The sequence below is a fragment of the Novosphingobium resinovorum genome (assembly GCF_001742225.1).
GTDB classification, from domain to species: domain Bacteria; phylum Pseudomonadota; class Alphaproteobacteria; order Sphingomonadales; family Sphingomonadaceae; genus Novosphingobium; species Novosphingobium resinovorum_A.
Window position 1 is genome coordinate 796595 of record NZ_CP017076.1, and the last position, 22576, is coordinate 819170.

Sequence of the window (22576 nt, forward strand, 5' to 3'; positions counted from 1 at the left end):
ACCCGTTATCGTCGCCGGTTCGGCGGGAACCGCATAAGCCCATAAAACACGCAGCCTGCAAGCTGCACCCGGTCGAGGAACAAACGGGTTCCCGGACCATTCTCGACAGCGAAGTTCCCAAATATTTCTGGAGTGTGAATGATGGAACCGGCAAGCCTGCAATCGAGGGCGCGGCCTTTTGCGCCTTTGGTCCTGGGCTCCATCATGGCGCTGATCGGCCTTGTACTGGCGGCAGGCGGCATCTGGCTCGCGCTGCTGGGCGGCTCGGCTTATTATGTCCTCACCGGTATCGCGATGCTCGCTTCGGGCGGCCTGCTGATCCGCCGCAACATCCTTGGCGGCTGGTTCTATTGCGCGATCTTCGTGCTGACCGTCATCTGGGCCTTTGCCGAAGTGGGCGCCAACAACTGGGCGCTCGTCCCGCGCATCTTCGCGCCGCTGGTGCTGCTGGTGGCGACGCTGCTGGTGATGCCGACACTCTCCTTTCGCCCGGACCGCTGGAAGCTGGGGCTCGGCACCAGTGCAGCGGCTGTGGTGCTGACGGCCGTTTCCGCGATGATCTTCGGGAGCATGGCGGATACCGGCCCCGCGCAAGGCCTGCCCGGCCTGCGCTTCGAGATGAGCGACCCCTCGCTCGCCTCCGTCGGGGACGACTGGCCCGCCTACGGCGGTACCGATGCGGCACGCCGCTTTTCGCCACTCGGCCAGATCACGCCGGATAACGTCAAGAACCTCAAGCGCGTCTGGCTCACGCATACCGGCGACATGCCTTCTTCCGCAAAGATCGCGGGCACGTACGGCGGCGAGAACACCCCCCTCAAGGTCGGCGACACGCTCTACGTATGCACGCCCAAGAACAGGGTGATCGCGCTCGATCCGGCAACGGGCAAGCAGCGCTGGAAGTTCGACCCCAGGGTCTCGGACGACGCCATCCCCTACACCGCTGCCTGCCGCGGCGTGAGCTACTTCGTGGTGCCCGGCACACCGGCCGACCAGCCCTGTGCGCAGCGGATCATCTACGGCACGCTCGATGCACGTCTGTTCGCCATCGATGCCCGTACCGGCGCGCGCTGCGCCGCCTTCGGCACCAATGGCGAGGTCGATACCAAGATCGGCATGGGCAACACGCCGCCGGGCTACGTCTCGATCAACTCGCCGCCGACCATTGTGCGCGGCGTCGTCGTAACCGGCCATCAGGTGCTCGACGGGCAGGATCGCTGGGCGCCCTCGGGCGTGATCAGGGGCTACGACGCCGTAACCGGCAAGCTGCGCTGGGCATGGGACATGATGCACCCGGACTGGAAGGGCTATCCGCCACAGGGCCAGACCTGGGCGCGCGGCACGCCCAACATGTGGACGATCGCGAGCGGCGACGAACAGCTCGGCCTGGTCTACCTGCCGATGGGCAATGCGGCAGCGGACTATTATTCCAGCCTGCGCCGCCCGCAGGAGCGCGATTTCGCGACCTCGCTGGTGGCGCTCGACGTGACCACCGGCAAGCCGCGCTGGAAATTCCAGGCCGTGCGCGACGACGTGTGGGACTACGACTTCGGCGCGCAGGCCAGCCTGGTGGATTACAAGGGCAAGCCCGCACTGGTGCTGCCGTCCAAGCAGGGTGACATCTATGTGCTCGACCGCCGCACCGGGCAGCCGCTGACGCCGGTGGGCTCGATCAAGGCGCCGGGCGGCGGTGTGGAGCCCGACCAGCGTGCGGCGACGCAGCGCGTCTCGCTTTGGCATACCCTGCGCAAGCCAGACCTGACCGAGCGCGACATGTGGGGCATGTCGCCGATCGACCAGATGATCTGCCGCATCCAGTTCCGCAAGGCGAGCTACAAGGGCTTCTTCACCCCTCCCGAAAGCGACCGCCGTTCGATCGAGTATCCCGGCTACAACGGCGGCACCGACTGGGGCGGCGTGGCGGTCGATCCGCGCCGCGGCGTGATCGTCGCCAACTACAACGACATGCCCAACTACGTCCGCCTCGTGCCGCGTGCCGAGGCCAACCGCAAGGGTTGGGCTCCGCGCGATCAGGCGCGCGGCGAGATCGGCGGGGCCGAAGGCGCTGGCGATCCGCAGGCGCACACGCCCTATGCCATCGACGTCAACGCGGGCTGGCGCCTGCCGCTGACGGGCATGCTGTGCAAGCAGCCCCCCTATGGCGGCATCCGCGCCATCGACATGGCGACCGGCAAGACGATCTGGGACAAGCCGCTGGGCGAAGCGCGCACCAATGGTCCCTTCGGCATTCCCTCGATGCTGCCCTGGACGATCGGTACGCCGAACAACGGCGGCTCGGTGGTGACGGCAGGCGGCGTGATCTTCGTCGCCGCCGCGACCGACAACCTGATTCGCGCCATCGACCTGAAATCCGGCAAGGTTCTGTGGAAGGACGTATTGCCTGCCGGCGGCCAGGCCACGCCGATGACCTACACGGTCAATGGCAAGCAGTATCTGGTTATCGCTCCGGGCGGTCATCACTTCATGGAAACGCCGATCGGAGATCAGGTAATCGCCTACGCGCTGCCGTGAAGCCCGGCCGCAATGGCTGACCGTTGGCAGGCTGGCGGTCAGCAGGCGACTTCGCGCAACGATCGTTCGATTTGGCCGCCGCAATAGGCATCGCCGTATACCTCCCTGCTGTCGCTGGCCAGCCGCGCAAGGCTCGGCACGGCCTGCATGCGCTGCGTCAGGGCGTCCACTCGCGGCGCGTGTTCCGGGAGGAGACGGGCGATCGACGGGAAACGATCGGCCATCGTCGACCACAGGACGGCAGTGACGATGTCCGCAAGCCCGGGATAGCCGGCGCCAAACAAGGTGGCCTGTTCGGCGCCCAGCCCATGCTTCTCTGCCGCATCCTCGTAAACAATACCGGCGAACAACATCCCGACAAGGACATAGCCGACATTTCCCAAGAGCAGCTGCGGCGCACGTTCCAGACCAACATCTTCTGCATGTTCTTCCTGGCGCAGGCAGTGCGCCCGCACCTTTCGAAGGGCTCCGCCATCGTCAATTGCACCAGTATGACGATGTCCGGAGCAGCAAGGAACTGCTGGACTACAACTCGACCAAGGGGACGATCACCGCCTTCAACCGCTCGCTGTCCGAAAACCTCATCGAGCAGGGCATCCGCGTGAACGCCGTGGCTCCGGGGCCGATCTGGACGCCGCTGAACCCCAGCGGCGGCGCCAGCCCTGAAAAGCTCGAGCACTTCGGCGAGGGAACCCCGATGGGACGCACCGGACAACCCAATGAAGTCCCACCCGCCTTTCTGTTCCTCGCGTGCGAGGACGCCAGCTACATCAGCGGGCAGGTGCTGCATCCCAACGGCGGCATCATCGTGAACGCATGAAGGTCCCCGAAAACCCTTTGTAACCGCCGGAAGTGCAACTGGGTCACAAGGTCATCCGTAGGACGGGAGGTCACCTGCATCTGCGGCGACCTCCCCTTCGCCAGCTCCGCTTTACTTTTCCGGCTTCCAGCCCATCGCCGAAAGCATGACGTCGAACAGCCGGGTGTTCGGGAAGAACCCGTGAACCTTGTCCGCGCCGGGGCCCGAGGCCGCGGCGATCACTTCTTCTCCCGTATGGCCGCCATGGACGCTGATGACGTCGTTCGTGGTATCGGTGACGCCCGGTTTGGCGACTTCGGCGTCATACTGCCCCGCCAGAGGCTCGCCGCGCGTGCCGCCGCTCATGCGCAGGCCGAAGCTGTGATCGGCGGTGAACAGGAACAGCGTATCCTTGCCGGCAATCTGGCTGATACGGCGGATCATCTCGTCCATCTCCCTGACGTGGCCGAGGCCCTTCTTCGGATCGTCGGTGTGCATGTCCCACTCGACCATCAGGAAGTAACCTTTGGGATTGCGCGCCAGCTGCGCAATCGTCGCCTCCACGGCCGGGATCGGCGCGAAGTCGGCATCGCGCAGCACCGCCGCGCGCGCTGCGTCGCGCACGATCGCAGTGTCCTCGCCGTAGCGATAGCCGGCTGCGGCGAAGGCCTGCTCAGGCGTGGTCTGCTGCTTGGCGAAGGAGGCGGCGGCGTCTGCCCGGCCCTTGCCGATCAGAATATCGACGCCGTCACCGAAGCGGGGCTTCAGCATCTGACGGAAGATCTCGTCCTTGTCCTTGCGCGCGCCGACATGGGCAAAAGTGGCGGCCGGGGTCGCGTCCCAGATCTTCATGTTGGTCATGACCCCGGTGGAAAGCCCGCGCTGCTCGGCATATTCGAGGAAGGTCTTGACCGATGCCACCGCCCCGGCCTGTCCCGTAGGCACGGCCGATACCATGGCGTTGTTGGTCTTGCGGCCGGTCATGATCGCCGTCATGCCCGCGCCGGAGTCCGTCACCCACTGGTTGAGCGACGAGGTATCGGACAAGCCTACATAGGGCATCGAATGAATGAACAGCGACTGCGGCTTGTCATTGGCGAGAATGCCGCCCGCATTGAGCGTGGGCAGGCCGCCCGCATCGCCGATGAACAGGATCACATTGCGCGCTTCCTGCGCCACGGCATGACTTGCGGTGCCGGAAAGCAGAAGCGCGGCGGCTCCTGCCAGAATGCGGCGGGTCTTTTGAAAGGCGGTCATTATCAAGCTCCTTGCTGATCGGGTAACGGCGCCGACTGGCGCAAAAGGACGAGGCGGGCGCGCAGGCCGGGATCGTTGTCCTCCAGTTCGAGCCGCCCGCCGTGGAGCGAGGCCACCGCGCTCGCCAGGCTGAGGCCGAGGCCGGTGCCCGGCGTGCTGCGGGCGGCGTCGAGGCGGCCGAACTTGCGCATTGCTTCATCCCGCCGCGCGGCCGGGATGCCGCCCGCACGGTCGGCGACGCAGATATGCACTTCGGCGCCGACGGCCTCGGCCTCCAGCACGATCACGCCGCCCTCGGCGCCGTACTTGAGCGCGTTGTCGATGAGGTTTGCCAGAGCCCGCGCCACAAGAGCGCGATTGCCATGGACATCGAGGCCGGGCGCGCAAGTGCCGGTGATCTTCACCCCGCCGGCGCAGGCCAGAGGCTGGTATATCTCGCGAAGGTCCGCCAGCATCGCGCCCAGGTCGAACCGCTCGAACGTGCCGCGCCCCACCCCTGCTTCGGCGCGGCTGATCTCCAGTGCGCTTTCCAGCATGTGCAGCACGATACCGACTTCGTGGGCGATGGCCTCGAACCGCGCGTGCGAAGCCGGGTCAGGCGATGCCGCCAGCGCCTCGGTCACCTGAATATGGATGCGGGTCAGCGGGGAGCGCAAGTCGTGCGCCAGAGCGTCGGTCAGGGTGCGGTGTTCCTCCACCAGTGCCTCGATCCGGTCGAGCATGGCGTTGAGGGACGCCTTGAGGCGGTCCACCGGATCGCCGCTGCCGTCGGTTTCCGCGCGGCGGCGCAAGTCTCCGGCGCCGACATGCTCGCCGACGCGGGAGATCGTCTCGACCATGCGGTTCATCTCGCGCACCAGAACGATGCTGCCCAGCAGGCCGATCGGGATCGCCAGTGCCAGAGCCCCGGCAAGGCCGCGCAGCAGCGCCAGCTGCATCTGGATGCGGTTGTCCAGCAGCCCCCCCAGCAGGAGCTGCTCGCCGGTGGGATAGCGCGTGGTCAGGACGAGGAATTCTTCCCCCCGCACCCGGCCCAGCCGGTGCAGCAGGCTGGTCTGCCACTGCGCAGGCGCGCGCACGCCCCGGGGCCAGGCGACGATATTGCCCGCCAGCTTGCGCCCCCGCGCATCGACGAGCAGGATCGCGGTGTCGTCCTTGTATTCCGGCCCTGCCCGGTCGGCGACCGCCTTGCTCAGGTTGGGAATGCCGCCCCGATTGTAGTGGCTGAGCAGATGCCCCTGCTCATGCTCCAGCGGGCGCTGGAAGTTCGACAGCAGGATGCGGTCGGTCTCGAAATAGACGTAGAGCAGCGCCGGGACCGTGCACGCAAAGCACAGCGCCATGTACAGCAGCAGGAAACGGCCCGCAGTCGATCGCCAGGGCGCACGCCGTCCGCGCCGGGGGAAGAGCGAGGCGAGGTTCACCGCGCCGCTCCCAGCCGGTAGCCGGAGCCGCGCACGGTGCGCAGCAAGGGGACGAGGCCGGGGCGGTCGATTTCCTTGCGCAAGTTGCTGACATAGACGTCGATCACATTGGTGCCGGGATCGAAGTCGTAGTTCCACACTTTCTGGAAGATCATCGAGCGGGTGACGACCTGCCCCTGGTTACGCATCAGGAATTCGAGCAGTTGGATCGCGCGCGGCTGCAACAGGAGCACCTGCCCGGCGCGCTCGGCGCGGGAGGTGAGCAGGTCCAGCGTCAGGTCCTCGCAAATCAGCCGGGTCGTTACTGCGGGCGAGCCCGCGCGGCGGCGGTGGACCACTTCCAGGCGGGCGAGCAGTTCGGGCATGGCGAAAGGCTTGACCAGATAGTCGTCCGAACCGGCACGCAGGCCGCGCACCCGCTCGTCCGTGGAGCCGATGGCGGAGAGGATGATGACCGGCGTATCGCAGCCCTGCGCGCGCAGCGTCTCCAGCAGGGTCAGGCCATCAATCCCGGGAAGCATCCGGTCGAGCACGATCGCGTCCAACTCGCCCGCCTGCGCCCGTTCCAGCCCGCACGGGCCGTCGGCCGCGCGATCGACGCGGTAGCCTTCCTGCTCGAGGCCGGAGGCGAGGAAGTCGGCCGTGGCCGGGTCGTCCTCGACGACAAGGATGGTCTTGGTCTTGCTCATGCTGGTCCGCTCTGCGGCGGGGAGACGCCTGCCGACGCCTCCCCGTGTCACGCTCAGAAGTTGACGCGCACACCCGCGAGGTAGCGGCGGCCGAACAGTTCATGTTCGATCGGGCGCGAATAGACGCCCTGGTAGCGGATGCCTGCCTCGTTGGTAAGGTTGTTGGCGTCGAGATAGAGCTGGACGTTCTCGTTGATCGAGTAGCGCACCGAGGCGTCGAGCCGCGCGACGTTGGCCCAGTAGGCATCGCCGATGATGTCGCCGCTGCCCAGCGAGTCCAGGTAGGCCTTCTGCCACTGGTAGCTGACCCGGGCGGAGAAGCCGTAGCGCTCGTAATAGCCCGAGATGTTGTAGATCACCGGCGAGGCGCCCGGCAGGTCGGTGGTGCGGCCATCCGGCGTAGTGGCCTTGGAGTCGTTGAGCGTCAGGTTGGCCTGAACGCCGAAGCCTTGCGCCCAGTCGGGCAGCCCGGCCGCGCGGGCAAGGCCCTCGAACGGCTGCGAGAAGGCGAACTCGAGCCCCTTGATGTGGCCGCCGCCGCCGTTCGCGACGGTCGAGTACCGATAGGCAGAGCGATCGACGCCCGCCGTGTTCAGCACGTCCGATCCGAACGTCGGCAGTTCGACGTCGTAGAGGATGTCCTGAAGGTCCTTGTAGTAGGCGCCCACCGAGAAGAACCCGCGCGAGGGCATGTACCATTCGAAGTACAGGTCCACGCCCTTGGCGCGCTCGGGCTTGGCCTTGGGGTTGCCGCCCGAGACGACCTGGTCGACGTCGCTGTACGAGAAGTTGGGGCGCATCTCGTCATAGTTCGGGCGGGCCGCGCCGGTGTTGCCCGAAAGGCGCAGCTTCATGTCGCGGTTGATGTCCCAGTTGATGTGGATGCTGGGATAGACCGAGGTGAAGCTGTTGGACACGCGCGTCGGGGTCCAGGCGCCGCCGATCGACGACAGCGCCGAGCCGGTGTTCCGGATATGCTCGAGGCGGGCGCCGTAGACGATGTTGCCCCAGTCGAAGTAGGTCGTGCCCATGGCGTAACCGGCGATGACTTCTTCGGAGACGCGGTAGTTGTTCTGTTCGCTGGTGTTCTTCTGGATCTGCGAGGCCCCGGCGGCGACATATTTGTCGAACAGCGCTTCGCCGAGGTCGCTGGAGAAGTACTTCCAGCCGTAGCCCATCGGCAGGTTGCCCTTATAGGGCGTGTCGATGCTGATGTCGGCCTGCTTCGGGCTGGTCAGCCCGGCAGCGGCGAGCGTCGCGGCGGTCACTTCGACGACGGTGCGGGTGGAGGTCTTGATGCGCTTGTCGTATTCGCCGCCGAACTGGAACACGGTATCGGCGCCGAACAGATCGAGGTTGTGCTCGATATCCAGCTTTGCCGTATAGGCGTTGGTGCGATCGAGTTGGCGATTGCGCGTCATCGACAGGAAGTTCAGCTCCGTCGGCGAGATGTAGGGGCGCGATGCTCCGGCGCTGTAAGTGCCGTCCGAATTGAGCACCGTATTGTACAGCTGGACCTTCGACAGGTTCGGATCGGTGAAGTCGTACACCAGCGTCGGGCGCTTGGTGAAGTCGGTGGGGCTGCTCCACGAAGAGCCGAACGGCGGCTTGCTGCGGTCGTCGGCGCGGGTGTAGTTGAGGCGCCACTTGACCTTCCACGTGTCCATCTCATGCTCGCCCGCGAGCGTGTTGGTGAAGATGCTCTGGCGCGAGGAGTTGGAGTTCAGCGTGCTCTCGATCTCGGCCCCGTAGAGGGTGCCCTGCATCGGCGTGTTGCCGGTGCGGATGTCGGCATAGCCGGTGGTCTTGCCGACCGTGCTGCTGCCGGTCTTCTTGGCATCCTGATCGAGGTCGAAGACCCATGCGTTGCGCAGTTCGTCATCGCGGAACTGGCTGTAGATGGTCGAGAAGAACACCTTGTTGTCGCTGTCCGGACGCCATTCCAGACGGCCCGAGAACGACGTGTTGCTGCGCGTCAGGCGATAGAGCTTGTTCTGCGTCTTCGAATTCCAGATCCGCTCCTCGCCGCCCTCTTCCTGATCCTCGGGCGAGATTTCCCAGGAATTCTCGAAGTTGTCGGTCACCATGTCGCGTTCGTAGCGCGAGGCGCCGATCAGCACGCCGATGGTGTCGTTGGCAAAGCGATCGGACAGGAAGCCGCTGACGTTGTACTGCTTGCCCTGCCCCAGGTCGTTGTAGCCGTAACCCGCGTCAAGCGCGCCCTTGAGCCCGGGATAGTCGAACGGGCTGCGCGTCACGATGTTGATGTTGCCCGCCACGGTCTCACCCGGCATGTCGGCGGTCACGGCCTTGCGGATGATCGTCTGGCTGGCGATCGAGGACGGGATCGTGTCGAAGCGCGTCTCGCGCCCGGCAGGGCTGATGACGTTGACGCCGTCGAAGGCCATCGTGGTCCAGCTGGCCGGAGAACCGCGCAGGCTGATGTAGCGCTCCTGGCCCTGGTCGCGTCCGACGCTGACGCCCGGCAGGCGGCTGACGGCGGCGGCGATGTTCTGGTCGGGGAAGCGGCCGACGCTGTCGGCGGCGATGACGTCGACCAGCGAAGTGGACGAACGTTTGAGCTGGAGCGCTGCTTCCTCGGACTCGGCGATCGGGCGGCTGCCGCTCACGACGATGTCGTTCGCAGCATCCACCGCGCGGGGCCTGAGCGCCACGCGGAGGTCGGCTACACCGGCCTCGACCGACTGGTGACCGGCCTCGTAGCCGATGTAGGTGATGCTCAGCTGCTGGGTGCCTGCCGGCACGCGCTGCAGGGTGAAACGGCCGTCGCTGTCGGTGACGCCCACGATATCCGAACCTTCGATGCGCACTTCGGCGCCGCGCAGGAAGTCTCCCGATGCGTTCACCACCACGCCCGTCACGCGTCCCTCCGCGCGCGCGGCAGTCTCGGCCTGCGCCTGCGCGGCCGCAGAGGTCAGCGACAGACCCGACACGACGACCGCCGCCATCGCGACACGCAGATGAAGACGACACTTTGAATTGTTCAGAAAAATGGACACGACAAATAGCCCCCTTTTTCACAATTCGATGAATTGTGAATTTGAATAAAATCACGCGTTCATGAAGGCTTCGCCCGCACCTGCGGGATCAGCCGTATTTTTGCCCCATGTACTTCTTTGCACACCGCGAGTTCGTCGCGGCGCACCATCACCGTGGATCGTCGAGACGGGGCACTAGGCAGACCGATTTGCGCTTCTGTGACAGTCGCGAACATTAGGGAAATTTAAGAATCGACTATTGAAGCCCCTGTTATGCCGATCCCGGGCCGATCAAAGACGGCACCGATACCTCGATGACCGGGGACCGTCTCCGAACCGTCACAAAGCCCGCATACCCGCAGCCCGGCCACTCAAGGGAACTTTCACATGACGAACTACACGCCGCACTTGCGCCCTATCGGCGCCATGCTTGCCGCCGCCGGGCTGGCACTTTCCGGCCCTGCCCGCTCGGCGCCGGAGCAGCCGCAGATGACGGTGGAGCGCGTCGTCATGCTGATGCGCCACGGCGTGCGCCCCTCGACCAAGTTTCCGGCCACGCCCGCAGGCACGACCAGGGATGCCTGGCCCAGCTGGTCCACCGAAGCCGGAGACCTGACGCCCCACGGCGCCGAGGGCATCCGCCGCCTAGCCGCCTACGACCGCGATCTGCTGACGCGGCAGGGGCTGCTTCCGGCAACCGGATGCGCCGATGGCGGCGCGATCAGCGCCTGGGCCAGCGGCAGTTCACGCGCGATCAAGACCGGCCTCGCCTTCGTCGAGACGCTGCAAGCCGGCTGCAAAGTCACTCTGGATCACCCGGCGAACGAAGACGAGGAGGACCAGTTCCACCCCGACTCCGCGGCGACCGCGCTCGACGGTGATCGCGCGCTGGCGGCGTCGCAGGCGCAGTTCCCGTCCGGCGGACTGGAAGGCGTCATCGCCGCACGCAAGGGTGACTTCGCTACCCTGCAGCGCATCGTCGGCGTGCCGGTCGATACCGCCTCCACGCTCAAGGCGACGCCGGGGGACAAGCCCGACCTCAAGGGCGGCCTCTCCTTCGGTTCGACGGCCGGACAGACGATCCTGCTCCAGTACCTGGAAGGCATGCCGATGGAGCAGGTCGGCTGGGGCCGCGCGAGCAAGGCGGACATCCGCGCCATCCTGCGCTTCCACCCGGTCAAGTTCCAGTACGAGACCCGCCCCGCCTATGTCGCCCAGCGCCTTGCCGCCCCGATCGTCACGCGTATCGTCGATGCCCTGTCGGGCACGGGCGGGCGCCTGACGCTGCTGTTCGGGCACGACACCAACATCGCAGCACTCGGCGGGTTCTACGACATGCACTGGACCATGGCCGACTACCCGCGCGACGACATCGCGCCCGGCGGCGCCATCGGTTTCGAGCTTGTGCGCGACCGGGCCGGCCGCCGCTTCGTCCGCGCGTTCCAGCAGGCGCAGTCGATGGACCAGTTGCGTGCGCTGAGCCCGCTGACCCGGGCCGCGCCGCCCAGCCGCAGCTACCTGCAAATCCCGGGCTGCGGCTCACGCAAGGCCCTGTGCGATCTGGCGACGTTCGAAAAGATCACGCGCGAGCGACTGGCCAAGCCCACCGACTGATCTTCGGGTCCGGTATCAGACCTTGGATTTTATCTGATGCCGGACCAGCGACGCCCGCGCCACTGCAACACCGCTGTCATGCGGGGGTCTTAACCAAATAGCTATCCTGCCAGGAGATAGCTTGACGTGAACGCGACTGTAACGGCCCACACCCATGCCCGCCCCGATATGGAAAAGGGCCTGGGAATCGCCGGACAACTGGGCTTTGGCGCGGCGATCCTGGCGGCGATCGTCTATGTCGCCTACAGCGTCTATGCCGACGCCAGCGCCTCGGGCATGGCCGCCATCGCGCTGCTGCCGTTCCTGCTGCTCTTCTTGGCGCTGCTCATCGCGCTGGGCTTCGAGTTCGTGAACGGGTTTCACGATACCGCCAATGCAGTCGCCACGGTGATCTACACCAATGCCATGCCCGCCAATGTCGCGGTGGTGTGGTCCGGGTTCTTCAATTTCCTCGGCGTCCTGCTGTCCACCGGCGCGGTGGCTTTCGGGATCGTCTCGCTGCTGCCGGTCGAGCTGATCCTGCAAGTCGGCTCCAGCGCGGGCTTCGCGATGGTCTTCGCGCTGCTGATCGCGGCGATCCTATGGAACCTCGCCACCTGGTGGCTGGGCATTCCCTCTTCCAGTTCGCACACGCTGATCGGCTCGATCATCGGCGTCGGCGTCGCCAACGCGATGTTGCACGGCAAGAGCGGCACCGCGGGCGTGGACTGGAGCAAGGCGACCGAGATCGGCCAGGCGCTGCTGGTCTCGCCGCTGGTCGGCTTCGGGCTGGCCGCGCTGCTGTTCCTGGCGATGAAGGTGCTGGTCCGCAACGAGGCGCTCTACCAGGAACCCAAGGGCGATACCCCGCCGCCGCTGTGGATCCGCGTGCTGCTGATCTTCACCTGCACCGGCGTCAGCTTCGCCCACGGCTCGAACGACGGACAGAAGGGCATGGGCCTGATCATGCTGATCCTGATCGGCACCGTGCCCACCGCCTATGCGCTGAACCGCGCCGTGCCGGAAAGCTACACGCAGGAATTCCACGTCGGCGCCGACAGGGCCTATGCCGCGCTCGGCGGCGGCACGACGCCGACCATGCGCCCCGCCGAAGCGCGCCGTGCCGTCACCTCCTATATCGCCGACAAGACCTACAAGCCCGAGACCACGCCCGCGATCGCTGCGCTGGTGAAGGACATCGATCGCCAGGTCGACGAATACGGCTCGCTCGCCAAGGTCCCCGCCGCCGCGACCGAGAACGTGCGCAACGACATGTATCTCGCGTCCGAAGCCATCAAGCGGCTTGCCAAGGATGACACCGCAAACCTCGACGACACGCGGATCGAGGCGGTGAACGGCTTCAAGAAGTCGCTCGATGCGGGCACCCGCTTCATCCCCACCTGGGTCAAGGTGGCAGTGGCCTTCGCGCTGGGGCTTGGCACCATGGTCGGCTGGAAGCGTATCGTCGTGACGGTGGGCGAGAAGATCGGCAAGTCGCACCTCACTTATGCGCAGGGCGCTTCGGCCGAACTGGTGGCGATGGGTACGATCTTCGCGGCCGACCATCTCGGCCTGCCGGTATCGACCACGCATGTGCTGTCCTCGGGCGTGGCAGGAACCATGGCCGCCAACCGGTCGGGCCTGCAAATGAGCACCGTGCGCAACCTGCTGATGGCGTGGGTGCTGACGCTGCCTTGCTCGATCCTGCTGGCGGGCGGCCTCTATGCGGTATTCTCGATGGTCTTCTGACGGGCCGATGCCCTCGCTTCGCCTGTACGGCCCCGGGGCGGCTTGACGCAGCCCCGGGGTTCGTTCGTGACGGCAGGCAGTCTCGCCTCGACCGCCATCGCGACAAGAATGGCCGACGAACCGCCTTAACGGACGTTTTCCTCGTCGATCTTCTTGCCATGCACATCGAACGCTTCCATCGTCACGTGCTTCCCGTCGACGCGGAACTTGGTGTAGGCGAAAGCCGCAAGCGCCTTCTTGGTGATGCCCGGCTCGGGCCAGTCCACCTTCTCCAGCGACGCCCCTGCGCTGCCGGTCACGAAATAGTGAATGCCGTTGGCCTGAGCCCGCTGGTAGTTGTGCTCGTGACCGTTGAGCACGATCGCGTTGTACTTCTCGATCAGCGGCACCCATTCACGCTGGATGCGGAAACTGCGGTCGCGGCGCTTGTACGCAGTAGCCGTATGGACCGGCAGATGGAACGCGACGAAGATGTTGTCGGCGCCCTTGTTGGCCTCCAGATCTTCCTTGAACCAGGTCAGTTCCTCCTGCCAGAGCTTCTCCTGCTCGCTCTCCGTCGATTTGCCCGCCTGGGCCAGCCGCACCCGGTCGTACTCGCTGTCGAGCACGATGAAATGCGATGTGCCCCAGTTGAAAGAATAGTAGGTCTTGGGCTGGTTGAACATGTCGTGGACCAGCGGGGCATTCGCCTCGTGGTTACCGTAGACGAGTGCAACGTTGGTCTTGCGCATGAGCGGCGCGGTGATGCGGAAGAAGTCGAACCACTCCTGCTGGTCCGGGCCGGTCTGGATGGCATCGCCCAGATGCATCACGAAATCGGGATCCTCCTTCGACATCGTCGCGATCATTTGCGAATGGATGTCGTCGCCATTGGTCTTGTCCTGCTGCTCGATCGTATTGGACACGTTGCCGTTGCGCGATTCCGCATACATCAGGAATTCAAACGGCTGGCCGACCAGCGGCGGTGTCTTGAACTTGCCCTTGCCGGCCGGCCCGGCGTCATAAGTATAGACGGTGCCCGGCTTGAGGTGCGTGAACGTGGTCTTGCGCACCTCGACGGGGAAGCTGGACTGCACCTCCGCACCCTGCCGCACGGTCACGTCGGCGCCCTTTTCCAGCCACGATACGGTGACCGAGGCCGAACTGGTGTTGAGCATGACAGGCGAAGTCACGAAAGGACCGGAGACCTCGGGGTTGCGCGTCTCCTGCGCGGATGCCGCCGTTGCCAGCACGGCCGCCATCGGAAGGGCGGCATGGAACCAATGCATCGTCATGGGTAATCTCCTGAGATAATGTGATATCTTGAAAAGCGTCCGGCGGGTTGCGTTCACCCCCGGTCAGAAGTTGAAGCGGAAGCCGCCTTCGTAACGCTGGCCGTACCGGGCGAATTCGACCGGCCGCGATGCATCGCCGGCGTAACGCCTCAGCGGGGCGTTCAGGATGTTGGCGACATCGAAGTACACTTCGAGGCGGTCGTTGATCGCGTAACGGCTCGAAAAGTCGAGTTGCCGGTCCGCGGCGAAATAGAGGTCTCCCCCTTCGGCGGCGCTGGCGATCGCATCGACCCATGGCGAGCGGTACTGGTAGTTCAGGCGGAGCGAGACACCCGACATCTCGTAGTAGCCGCCCACGTTGTAGATCAGCTTGGAGGCGCCCGGGAACTGCACCGAGCGACCGTCGGGCGTATTCGCCTTGCCGCGATTGACGGTGACATTGGCCTGCACGCCGAAGCCGCCCATCCAGTCGGGCAGTCCCAGCGCCTGCGTGTAAGGCTCCAGCTGCTGCTGGAACACGCCTTCGATGCCGTAGAGTTCGCCGCTGCCGCCGTTGAGTGTCGTCGAATAGACGTAGCCCGAACGATCGACGCCGCCGCTGTTGAGCGCGGTGCTGTTGAAGATGCCGGTCGCGGAGAACAGGACGCCGTCGAGCTTCTTGTAAAAACCGCCGAGGCTGATGAAACCTTGCGGCCTGGTGTACCATTCGAAGTACAGGTCCACCCCCTTCGCGCGCTCCGGGCGGGCCTGCGGGTTTCCGCCCGAAACCGTCTGGCCGGTGTCGCTATAGGTGAAGTTCGGACGCAGGATCGAGTAATCGGGACGCGCCGCGCCGGTGTTGAGCGAAAGGCGCAGCACCTTGCTGGAATCCAGGTTCACGTTGGCGTGCAGGCTGGGGAATACCAGCGTTCGGTCGTTACCCGCGAGGATAGGGGTGGACACTCCCGCCAGCGTCACGAATGCGCGGCCCTCGTTGCTGACCTTCTCCACCCGCGCACCCGCGACCACATTGCCCCAGTCGAACGTCGTCTTGAGCATGGCGAAGCCCGCGAGAACCTCTTCGCTGACCCGGTAATAGTTGGCGGTATTCGGCGCATAATCGCCCGCCGCTTCCGCTTTCGCCAGATTCGCAAGCAGGGTGTCGAGGTCGAAATACCGCGCCTGATAGCCGACCGACAGGCCACCGTCATGCATGCTGTCGGTCAGCTCCGAGGCGTAATCGGTGGTTATCCCGGCTGCGGCCGCCTGCGCCGTGGACAGCTTGAGGCTGCGTTCGCGGGCGATCTTGGTACGGCGATCGTATTGCCCGCCGAACGTCAGCACGCTCTCGTGGCCTAGCAGCGACAGATTGCGCGAGAGGACGAGCTTTCCAGTGTAAGCGTCGGTCACGTCCTTCGCCTTCAGGCCCGACAGGCCCGTCAGTGTGAGCGGATAGGCGCTGACGTCGGACACCGCCCCGCCCTGCGACAGGACACCGCTCGTCGAGCGCTGGGTGGTGTACAGCGACAGGCGCGACAGCAAGGGGTTGGAATAATCGTAGCCCACGGTCACGCGGCTGCCCGCGCCCGCACCGTTGGTGCCGAAGGCGGGCGTCGCATACGTCATCGTGTTCGGAATGCTGCGATCGTCGAGCGCACGGGTATAGTTGGCCCGCCACTGCACGTTCCAGTCGCCGATCTCGTGGTCGCCGCCCAGGGTGTTGGTGCTGACGCTCTGCAGGAAATCCTTGTACGAAATGCCGATGGTCAGCGGGATGCCGTAGACAGTTCCGGCCTGCGGCGTATTGCCGGTGCAGATGTCGGCATAGCCGGTGGTGCCCGCAGCAGGCGGGGCGATAGCGGCGCAGGCCGTAGTCCCGGTCGGCAGGCGGCTTTGCTGTTCGGCCATGTTGAAGACGAAGCGGTCGCGCGCCTCGTTCTCCGTCAGCGCGGTGTAGACGGCGGAGGCGAACAGCCGGTGACGATCGTTGATGCGCCAGTCGACCCGGCCGCTGCCGGACCAGTTGGTATTGGTGAAGCGATAGAACTTGTTCGTGCTGGTCGCCGCCCAATACCGGTCCTGCGAACCCGGGCGGGTATCGCGGGCCACCTGCGCCCAGGTATTCTCGAAGTTGTCGACTAGGAAACTGCGGTGATAGTACGTGCCGGACAGCACTACCGCGATCTCGCCCACGCCGGTCTGAAAGCGATCCGACACCGTGAGTGACGTGTCCACCTCACCCTTGTTGCCGATCCGCTGGACGCCGCCGCCCAGCTTGCCTGCGACGTGCAGGCCGGGGAAATCGAAGCCCGAGCGGGTCACGATGTCGATATTGCCCGCGACGGTTTCGCCGGTCATGTCCGGGGTGACGGCCTTGCGCACGACCACCTGCGAGGCGATCGCCGCAGGAATGGTGTCGAACAGCGTCTGGCGTCCACCGGGGCTGATCACGTTGATCCCGTCGAACGACACCGTCGTCCAGTTCTTCGGTGCACCGCGCAAGTTGAGATAGCGGGCGCGGCCCTGATCGCGCTGGATGGCGACGCCGGGAATACGGCCGAGTGCCTGCGCCATGTTCTGGTCCGGCATGCGGCCGACCGAGTCCGACGCCACGACGCTGACCAGCGAATCCGATGCGCGCTGGCGGGCTAGCGCCGCAGCCTCGGATTCGGCGATGGGGTGCGCGCCGGTAACGACGATTTCCGCGGCTTCGGGCTCGACGCTCTCAGCCTTCGGGCCGGAAGCCGCCTCTCCGTCGTTTCCCGCCGCGAGCACGACGACGCTGCCGCTGTCCGAGGCCACCACCAGGCCGCTGCCCTCGATCATGCGGGCGATCGCCGCGCGGGTTTCCATCTGCCCCTGCACCGCATGGCTGCGGAAGCGGCGGGTCACCGCGTCCGGCGCGACGATCTGGATATCGGCCTGATGGGCCAAGCGCGACAGAGCCGTGCCCAGGTCCTGTGCCGGGATGTTGAAGTTTCTTACTTGCGCAAGCGCAGGCATGGCGATGGTCAGCGCGGCGATACCGATCCCCGCCGCCAACCAGGACTTCGATGTCATGAACTGTCCCCTTCACGCGCAGCGATCTGCTGCCCACGTGAAGAAGAGTTCAGGGAAATCGCTTCCCGCCATCCACCCCGGAAAAAATCATCAACGGCCCGGGTTCACTTCCGCCGGATCAGCACCGAACCGTCGCCGGACACCGCTTCCAGCCCCAGGCTGAGCGCGGCGTCGCGGGCGAAGCCGACCGGATTGTTGATCGAATAGACCCCTGAAACGCGCAAGTTCGCCACGGCGGCATCCTGCAACTCTATCCGGGTTTCGGAATAGCGGCCGAACTCCTGCGCCGCCTCGCGCAGGGAGAGGCCGTTCATGTCGACCATGCCCGAGGTCCATGCCGAAACCTGTTCCAGCGCATAAGGCGAAAGCGCCTTTTCGACGATCGCGCCGCCATCATCCAGATGGAGCATCCGCCCGGCCGTCAGGCGGTTCGCAAGCATCTTGCCGGCGCGAACGACCTCGACGATCCCTTCGGACACCACCACGCGAGTACCCGATCCGGAATTGCGCCAGACGGAAAAGCTGGTGCCGATCGCCCGGACGGTGACATCGCCCGCCAGCACCAGGAAAGGACGAGCGGCATCCTTGATGACGTCGAAGCGCGCTTCGCCGTCCAGCAGTTCGACCTTGCGCACGGCGCTGTCGAAAGCCACGGCCACCTCAGTCGCGGTGTTGAGGGTCATCGAGGATCCGTCGGCGAGCGGGTGCCGCTGGATCACGCCCTTGCCGGTGGACACCCGGCTTTTCTGCGTGAGCACGGCATAGGAAAGACCCGTACCCACCACGGCCAGCGCCATCGTGCTGCCGCCGATCAGCATCTGCCGTCGATCCATGCCGAACGACGGCATCCGCCATGTCCGGCCCCGGTCGGGATCGAACGCAGGTCCCAGCGCGGCGGCCTTGTCCAAATAGAGATTCATCGCGCTCGCACGCGCCAGTGCCCCGGCGTGGCGGGGGCTTGCCGCCATCCATGTATCGAGAGCATGTTGATCATCCGGGCTCAGCGGAGCCCGGTCGATCCTGGCCACCCAAGCCGCAGCAATTTCATCAATGGCGTTCGGAGGAGGAGCCACCAACGACCTCTCCCCATGCCGGGTCCGCGATTCGATCATCTCCCAATGATGTCGCCAATCGCCGGTTTCCGCCACGTCCAATCGCTCCGGAGAGCAATATGATCGCCTTTGCCATATGTTTTTCCACGGTATTTTCGGAAATACCCATCTCCGCCGCAACCTGCCGCTGCGACAGACCATGCAACTTTCGCAGCACGAAGGCCTGCCGGCACTTGAGCGGCAGTTGCTCGATCATGGCGCCGAGCCGCTTCAGTTCCTGACGATCGGCCACCACCACCTCGGGGCCAGGGCGATCGCAAGGAACCTGAAGGCTTTCGGCTTCCGCGAACCGATCCATCTCGACGACACGGCCCTTGCGCAAGCTCTTGAGCATCACCGATTTCGCTACGGTGAACAGATAGTTGCGCGGCGCCGCAATATGATCGACGGCCTGCATACCGGCGAGAATTGCGTAAGATTCCTGGACCACGTCATCGACATCCGAAGGCGGCAGACGCGTGGCGAGCCAGCGGCGCAAGTCCGGTTCGTGCGGGATGATCTCCCGCGCGATCCACTGCATCCGGGAGGGAGAGAAGACAGGCATGGGCGCCGCCTATCGGCTCGATGTGACAGGGGCGCTACGATCGCGGCATTGACACCGCAAAACCATGTGATGCCGAGCGGTCTGAACGGCAGCGCCGTTGCCCGGATATTGCCGCAAGCGATCAGAATGCGATGACGTCAGGTCGGATTATCCATGCAAGGCACAGTGATCGCGTTCTAGACGTCCATATCGGAACGATCTTGCGCATGGACCCGGCAAACGAGACGTCCGTGCCCATGGAACGTCGCTTCCCAGCATTGGCCTGTCGCGACCTCGTGCACGCCGGTCACGGCCCCTGTCGATACGAACTGCCCCTTGCGAAGCGGCATGCCGAATGCGTGTAGCTGCTCGAGGGCAAAAGCCATGGCAGCCATCGGACCTCCGGGCAGCGCCGAGGCTTCGGCGGTCCTGACCTCGCTGCCGTCGACCGAACTGGTCACGGTAACATCGTCGAGCATCGGACCGGGCATCAGCGTCGTGAGCGGCCCGACGATCTGCCCCGCGTTGTTGCCGAAGGCGGCGATCGACGCCGTGGTGGGCAACGCCCCGATCCCAGTTACGGGACTGCCCGCGAGTTCGATGCCGGTGTGAATGGCACCGACGAGTTCCGCCGCGCCCGCGCGCGTCCACGCCGCGACGTGCGGTGGCTGGTCGGCGCTGGCGAAGGCCACCAGTTCTGCCTCGAACGCGCCGCTTCCATCCGGGATCAGACGAAACACGCTCGTTCGGCCATCCTCGACATGGACGACATCGCGCGCGAACACCGGCCCTATGAAGCGATCGACGCCGTAGCGTTCGCTCAAGCGGGCGTCGAGGCGACCGACTTTCCAGCCCGCGATCGCATCATCCCATCCCTCTATGGCGCAGCGCTGGATGGCATAGGCCGCATCGAGCGTGTCCGGCACGGCCTCCGGAAACAGCGGCAGGGCTACCTGCCGCCGCCGCGCATCGATGAGCGCGGCGGCGATGCTGCGAACCTGCGCGAGGGCTGCCACGCTCAACGCGTCCACTGCACCGAAAGCGGCAGCACGCGCGACGATCCGCCGACGAAGGCCTTGTAGGTCCCGTTCTCGACCTTCCAGTCGTTCGCCGCAGTATCCCATATCCGCAAGTCGGCGTCCGTCAGGTCGAACGAGATGCGCTGGGTCTGGCGGGGCTTCAGCTCGACGCGCTCGAAACGCTTCAGCTGGCGCTGCGGCTCGCCCGCGGCCTGCGGGAACGCGAGGTAGAGCTGCGCGATTTCCGCGCCCGCCACCTTGCCCGTGTTGCGCACGGTGAAGCTGACCCGCCAGCCCTTGTCTGCCTTGACCAGCTTCATGCCGCCATAGGCGAAACTGGTGTAGGAAAGGCCGTGGCCGAAGGGGAACAGCGGTTCGATCGCCTTGTCGTCATACCAGCGATAGCCGACCAGCAGGTCCTCGCTGTAATGCGCCTCTAGGTTTTTGCCGGGGAACGTCGCGAAGGTCGGGTTGTCCTCGATCCGCCTGGGGAACGTGACCGGCAGCTTGCCCGATGGGTTGGTGCGGCCGGTCAGCACGTTCGCTTCTGCGTTGCCGACCTCGCCGCCCAGGAACCAGCCCTCGACAATCGCCGAGACCTTGTCCTTCCACGGCATCTCAACCGGCCCGCCGGTGTTGAGCACGACGATGGTGCGCTGGTTCGCGGCCGCGACCGCTTCGACCAGCTTGTCCTGCTCGCCGTAGAGCTTCAGGTTGGGACGATCGGCCTCCTCGCTTTCAGAGGTCACCGAGCTGCCGACGAACACGATCGCCGCATCCGCGCCCTTCGCCGCCTCGACCGCCTGCGCGATGGAGCCGACCGGCTGCTGGATGCCCAAGCGATAGGCCAGGTTCCAGTGCCGGGCGGGCATGAAGTCCATGCGGAACGGATAGGCGCGGCCGGCCTCCAGATGCACGCTGGTCCGGCGCTCCCGCCAGCCGAAGCCGCCGAACAGCGGCGAGGGCGAGTTGGGCTGTGACGGCGCGATGACCGGCTTGCCGTCCACCCACACGCTGGTGTTGCCCCGGTCGATCATGCTGAAATCATAGTCGCCGGTGGTGGGCGGCCAGAAGTAGCCGGTCCACTGCATGACGACCTTGTTCCCGGCATCCTCCGACAGTTCCGGGCCGAAGTAGAAGCGCATGAAGACGTCGTCGGTCATCGTGCGCACCGGGGCGCCGTCCATGCTGCCGCTGGTCCACAGCTTCTGCGTCAACCCCTGTTCGTGGCGGTCGGCGGTGGTCGAGAACATGCGCGGGTCGGCCATCGCCGCGAAGCGATCGTTGGTGACGCCGATGGCGTGATCGATCCGGGCCTTGGGCAGCGCCGCCCTCAGCCCTTCCAGCGGCGTGGTGACGCGGATGGCGGTGACTTCGGAACTGCCCCCGCCCTGGATCATGCGGGCATCGGCGTTCGGGCCGATCACCGCGATCCGGCGGATCTTGGCCGGATCGAGCGGAAGCGCATGGCCGTCGTTCTTGAGCAGGGTGATCGCCTGCTCGGCGGCAGCCAGCGAAGTGGCGCGGTGTTCTACGCTGTCCACCTTGTCCTGCGGCCGCAGTGTCCAGCCGTCCATCCGGCCCGAGCGAATGATCAGGCGCAACATGCGCGACACCGAATCGTCGAGCGTCGCCAGGGACACGTCGCCGCGTCGCACCGCCGCGACCATGTCCTTGCCGAAGAACTTGGCCGGCGCGGGCATCTCGAAGTCCAGTCCGGCATTGATGGCAGGCGCGGTGGAATGGGTTGCGCCCCAGTCCGAAATGACGACGCCGGGATAGTGCCAGTCGCCCTTGAGGACATCGCGCAGGAGCCACTTGTTCTCGGTCGAATAGAAGCCGTTGACCTTGTTGTAGGCCGCCATCATCAGCCCCGGGTCGGTTTCCTTCACCACCGCCTCGAAGCCGGGCAGATAGACCTCGCGCAGCGCCCGCTGCGAGACGATGACGTTGACGGTCTGGCGATCGGTTTCCTGGTTGTTCACCGCCAGATGCTTGGCGGTGGCCATGACGCCGGTGGACTGGAGGCCCTTGACCCAGCCCACTGCCATGCGGCCGCTGAGGTAGGGGTCCTCGGAATAATATTCGAAGTTGCGACCGCCCACCGGCACGCGCTGGATGTTGAGGCCGGGGCCCTGGACGATCGAATAGTCGAGCGCGCGAGCTTCCTCTCCGATGGCTTCACCCACCCGGCTTGCCATCGCGGGGTTCCAGGTAGCCGCCATCGCGGAACTGGCCGGGAACGAGGTGGCTTTGTATGTTTCGTTGGCGCGGATACCATTGGGGCCATCGGCCATGCGCACGGCCGGAATGCCCAGACGCGGCACCGCGGCGGTCGCAATGCGCGATCCACCAGCGAGAAGCGACACTTTCTCCTCCAGCGTCAGTTCGCCCAGCAGACTTTTCACCCGCGCGGCGATCTCCTGCTCCGAAGGGGCGGCAGTCGCGGCGACGGTCTGGGCCGCCGCAGGCATCATCCCGATCGGGCTTGCGAGCGCCGAGGCGAGCAGCAACGCGGCGGCGCGGCGGCGCGGCGATCGGGATCTGGAGGTCATGGGCATCGGGAT

General features: G+C 65.6%; 14 protein-coding genes and 1 pseudogene. 4 read left to right on the forward strand and 11 right to left on the reverse strand.

Features of this window, described 5'->3' with window-relative positions; all coding sequences use genetic code 11:
• The first annotated feature begins 138 nt into the window (after positions 1-138).
• Positions 139-2532, forward strand: a complete 2394-nt coding sequence (locus BES08_RS21100; RefSeq protein ID WP_197524491.1) for a membrane-bound PQQ-dependent dehydrogenase, glucose/quinate/shikimate family — start codon at positions 139-141, stop codon at positions 2530-2532.
• A 38-nt stretch (positions 2533-2570) separates the two neighbouring features.
• Here BES08_RS21100 and BES08_RS34755 read toward each other — a convergent pair whose 3' ends face one another.
• Positions 2571-2885, reverse strand: coding sequence for a hypothetical protein (locus tag BES08_RS34755; RefSeq protein WP_420873468.1), 315 nt, complete (start codon positions 2883-2885; stop codon positions 2571-2573).
• Here BES08_RS34755 and BES08_RS21110 point away from each other — a divergent pair.
• A pseudogene (locus BES08_RS21110) lies at positions 2856-3352 on the forward strand (SDR family oxidoreductase); the annotation flags it as partial. The gene BES08_RS34755 and the pseudogene BES08_RS21110 sit on opposite strands and share 30 nt — an antisense overlap.
• A gap of 111 nt (positions 3353-3463) precedes the next feature.
• On the opposite strand, the gene BES08_RS21115 reads toward BES08_RS21110, so the two are convergent.
• From BES08_RS21115 to BES08_RS21130, 4 genes are read right to left on the reverse strand one after another with little or no spacing between them, the layout of a single operon-like run.
• The gene (locus BES08_RS21115) at positions 3464-4588 is read right to left on the reverse strand and encodes an alkaline phosphatase (RefSeq protein WP_069709431.1); all 1125 of its coding nucleotides are present in this window, start codon (positions 4586-4588) and stop codon (positions 3464-3466) included.
• A 2-nt stretch (positions 4589-4590) separates the two neighbouring features.
• On the reverse strand, positions 4591-6012 hold the full coding sequence (locus BES08_RS21120; protein ID WP_156799946.1) for a sensor histidine kinase: 1422 nt from the start codon (positions 6010-6012) through the stop codon (positions 4591-4593).
• Entirely contained in the window at positions 6009-6701 is a 693-nt protein-coding gene (locus tag BES08_RS21125) for a response regulator transcription factor (protein WP_069709432.1), read from the reverse strand. Before BES08_RS21125 ends, BES08_RS21120 begins: the two co-directional genes overlap by 4 nt.
• Before the next feature lie 53 nt (positions 6702-6754).
• On the reverse strand, positions 6755-9721 hold the full coding sequence (locus BES08_RS21130) for a TonB-dependent receptor (RefSeq protein ID WP_197524492.1): 2967 nt from the start codon (positions 9719-9721) through the stop codon (positions 6755-6757).
• Positions 9722-10087: 366 nt separating this feature from the next.
• On the opposite strand from BES08_RS21130, the gene BES08_RS21135 reads away from it, so the two are divergent.
• Together BES08_RS21135 and BES08_RS21140 are read left to right on the forward strand one after the other, a co-directional pair.
• Complete coding sequence (locus tag BES08_RS21135) at positions 10088-11314, forward strand: histidine-type phosphatase (protein WP_069709433.1); 1227 nt, start codon at positions 10088-10090, stop codon at positions 11312-11314.
• Positions 11315-11482: 168 nt separating this feature from the next.
• Positions 11483-13042: an inorganic phosphate transporter gene (locus BES08_RS21140; RefSeq protein ID WP_051587106.1), complete on the forward strand. Its 1560-nt coding sequence runs from the start codon at positions 11483-11485 to the stop codon at positions 13040-13042.
• 125 nt (positions 13043-13167) lie between these two features.
• Here BES08_RS21140 and BES08_RS21145 read toward each other — a convergent pair whose 3' ends face one another.
• The 6 genes from BES08_RS21145 to BES08_RS21170 form a co-directional block, all read right to left on the reverse strand.
• Complete coding sequence (locus tag BES08_RS21145; protein WP_036528844.1) at positions 13168-14316, reverse strand: metallophosphoesterase; 1149 nt, start codon at positions 14314-14316, stop codon at positions 13168-13170.
• A 63-nt stretch (positions 14317-14379) separates the two neighbouring features.
• On the reverse strand, positions 14380-17355 hold the full coding sequence (locus tag BES08_RS21150; RefSeq protein ID WP_036528842.1) for a TonB-dependent receptor: 2976 nt from the start codon (positions 17353-17355) through the stop codon (positions 14380-14382).
• 104 nt (positions 17356-17459) lie between these two features.
• Positions 17460-18467, reverse strand: coding sequence for a FecR family protein (locus tag BES08_RS21155; protein ID WP_069709434.1), 1008 nt, complete (start codon positions 18465-18467; stop codon positions 17460-17462).
• Entirely contained in the window at positions 18403-19011 is a 609-nt protein-coding gene (locus BES08_RS21160) for an RNA polymerase sigma factor (protein WP_008829769.1), read from the reverse strand. The genes BES08_RS21155 and BES08_RS21160 overlap by 65 nt, the downstream gene beginning before the upstream one ends.
• A 176-nt stretch (positions 19012-19187) precedes the next feature.
• On the reverse strand, positions 19188-20012 hold the full coding sequence (locus tag BES08_RS21165) for a 2-keto-4-pentenoate hydratase (protein WP_008829768.1): 825 nt from the start codon (positions 20010-20012) through the stop codon (positions 19188-19190).
• On the reverse strand, positions 20009-22564 hold the full coding sequence (locus BES08_RS21170; RefSeq protein WP_051211470.1) for a beta-glucosidase H: 2556 nt from the start codon (positions 22562-22564) through the stop codon (positions 20009-20011). The genes BES08_RS21165 and BES08_RS21170 overlap by 4 nt, the downstream gene beginning before the upstream one ends.
• Between the last annotated feature and the right edge of the window lie 12 nt (positions 22565-22576).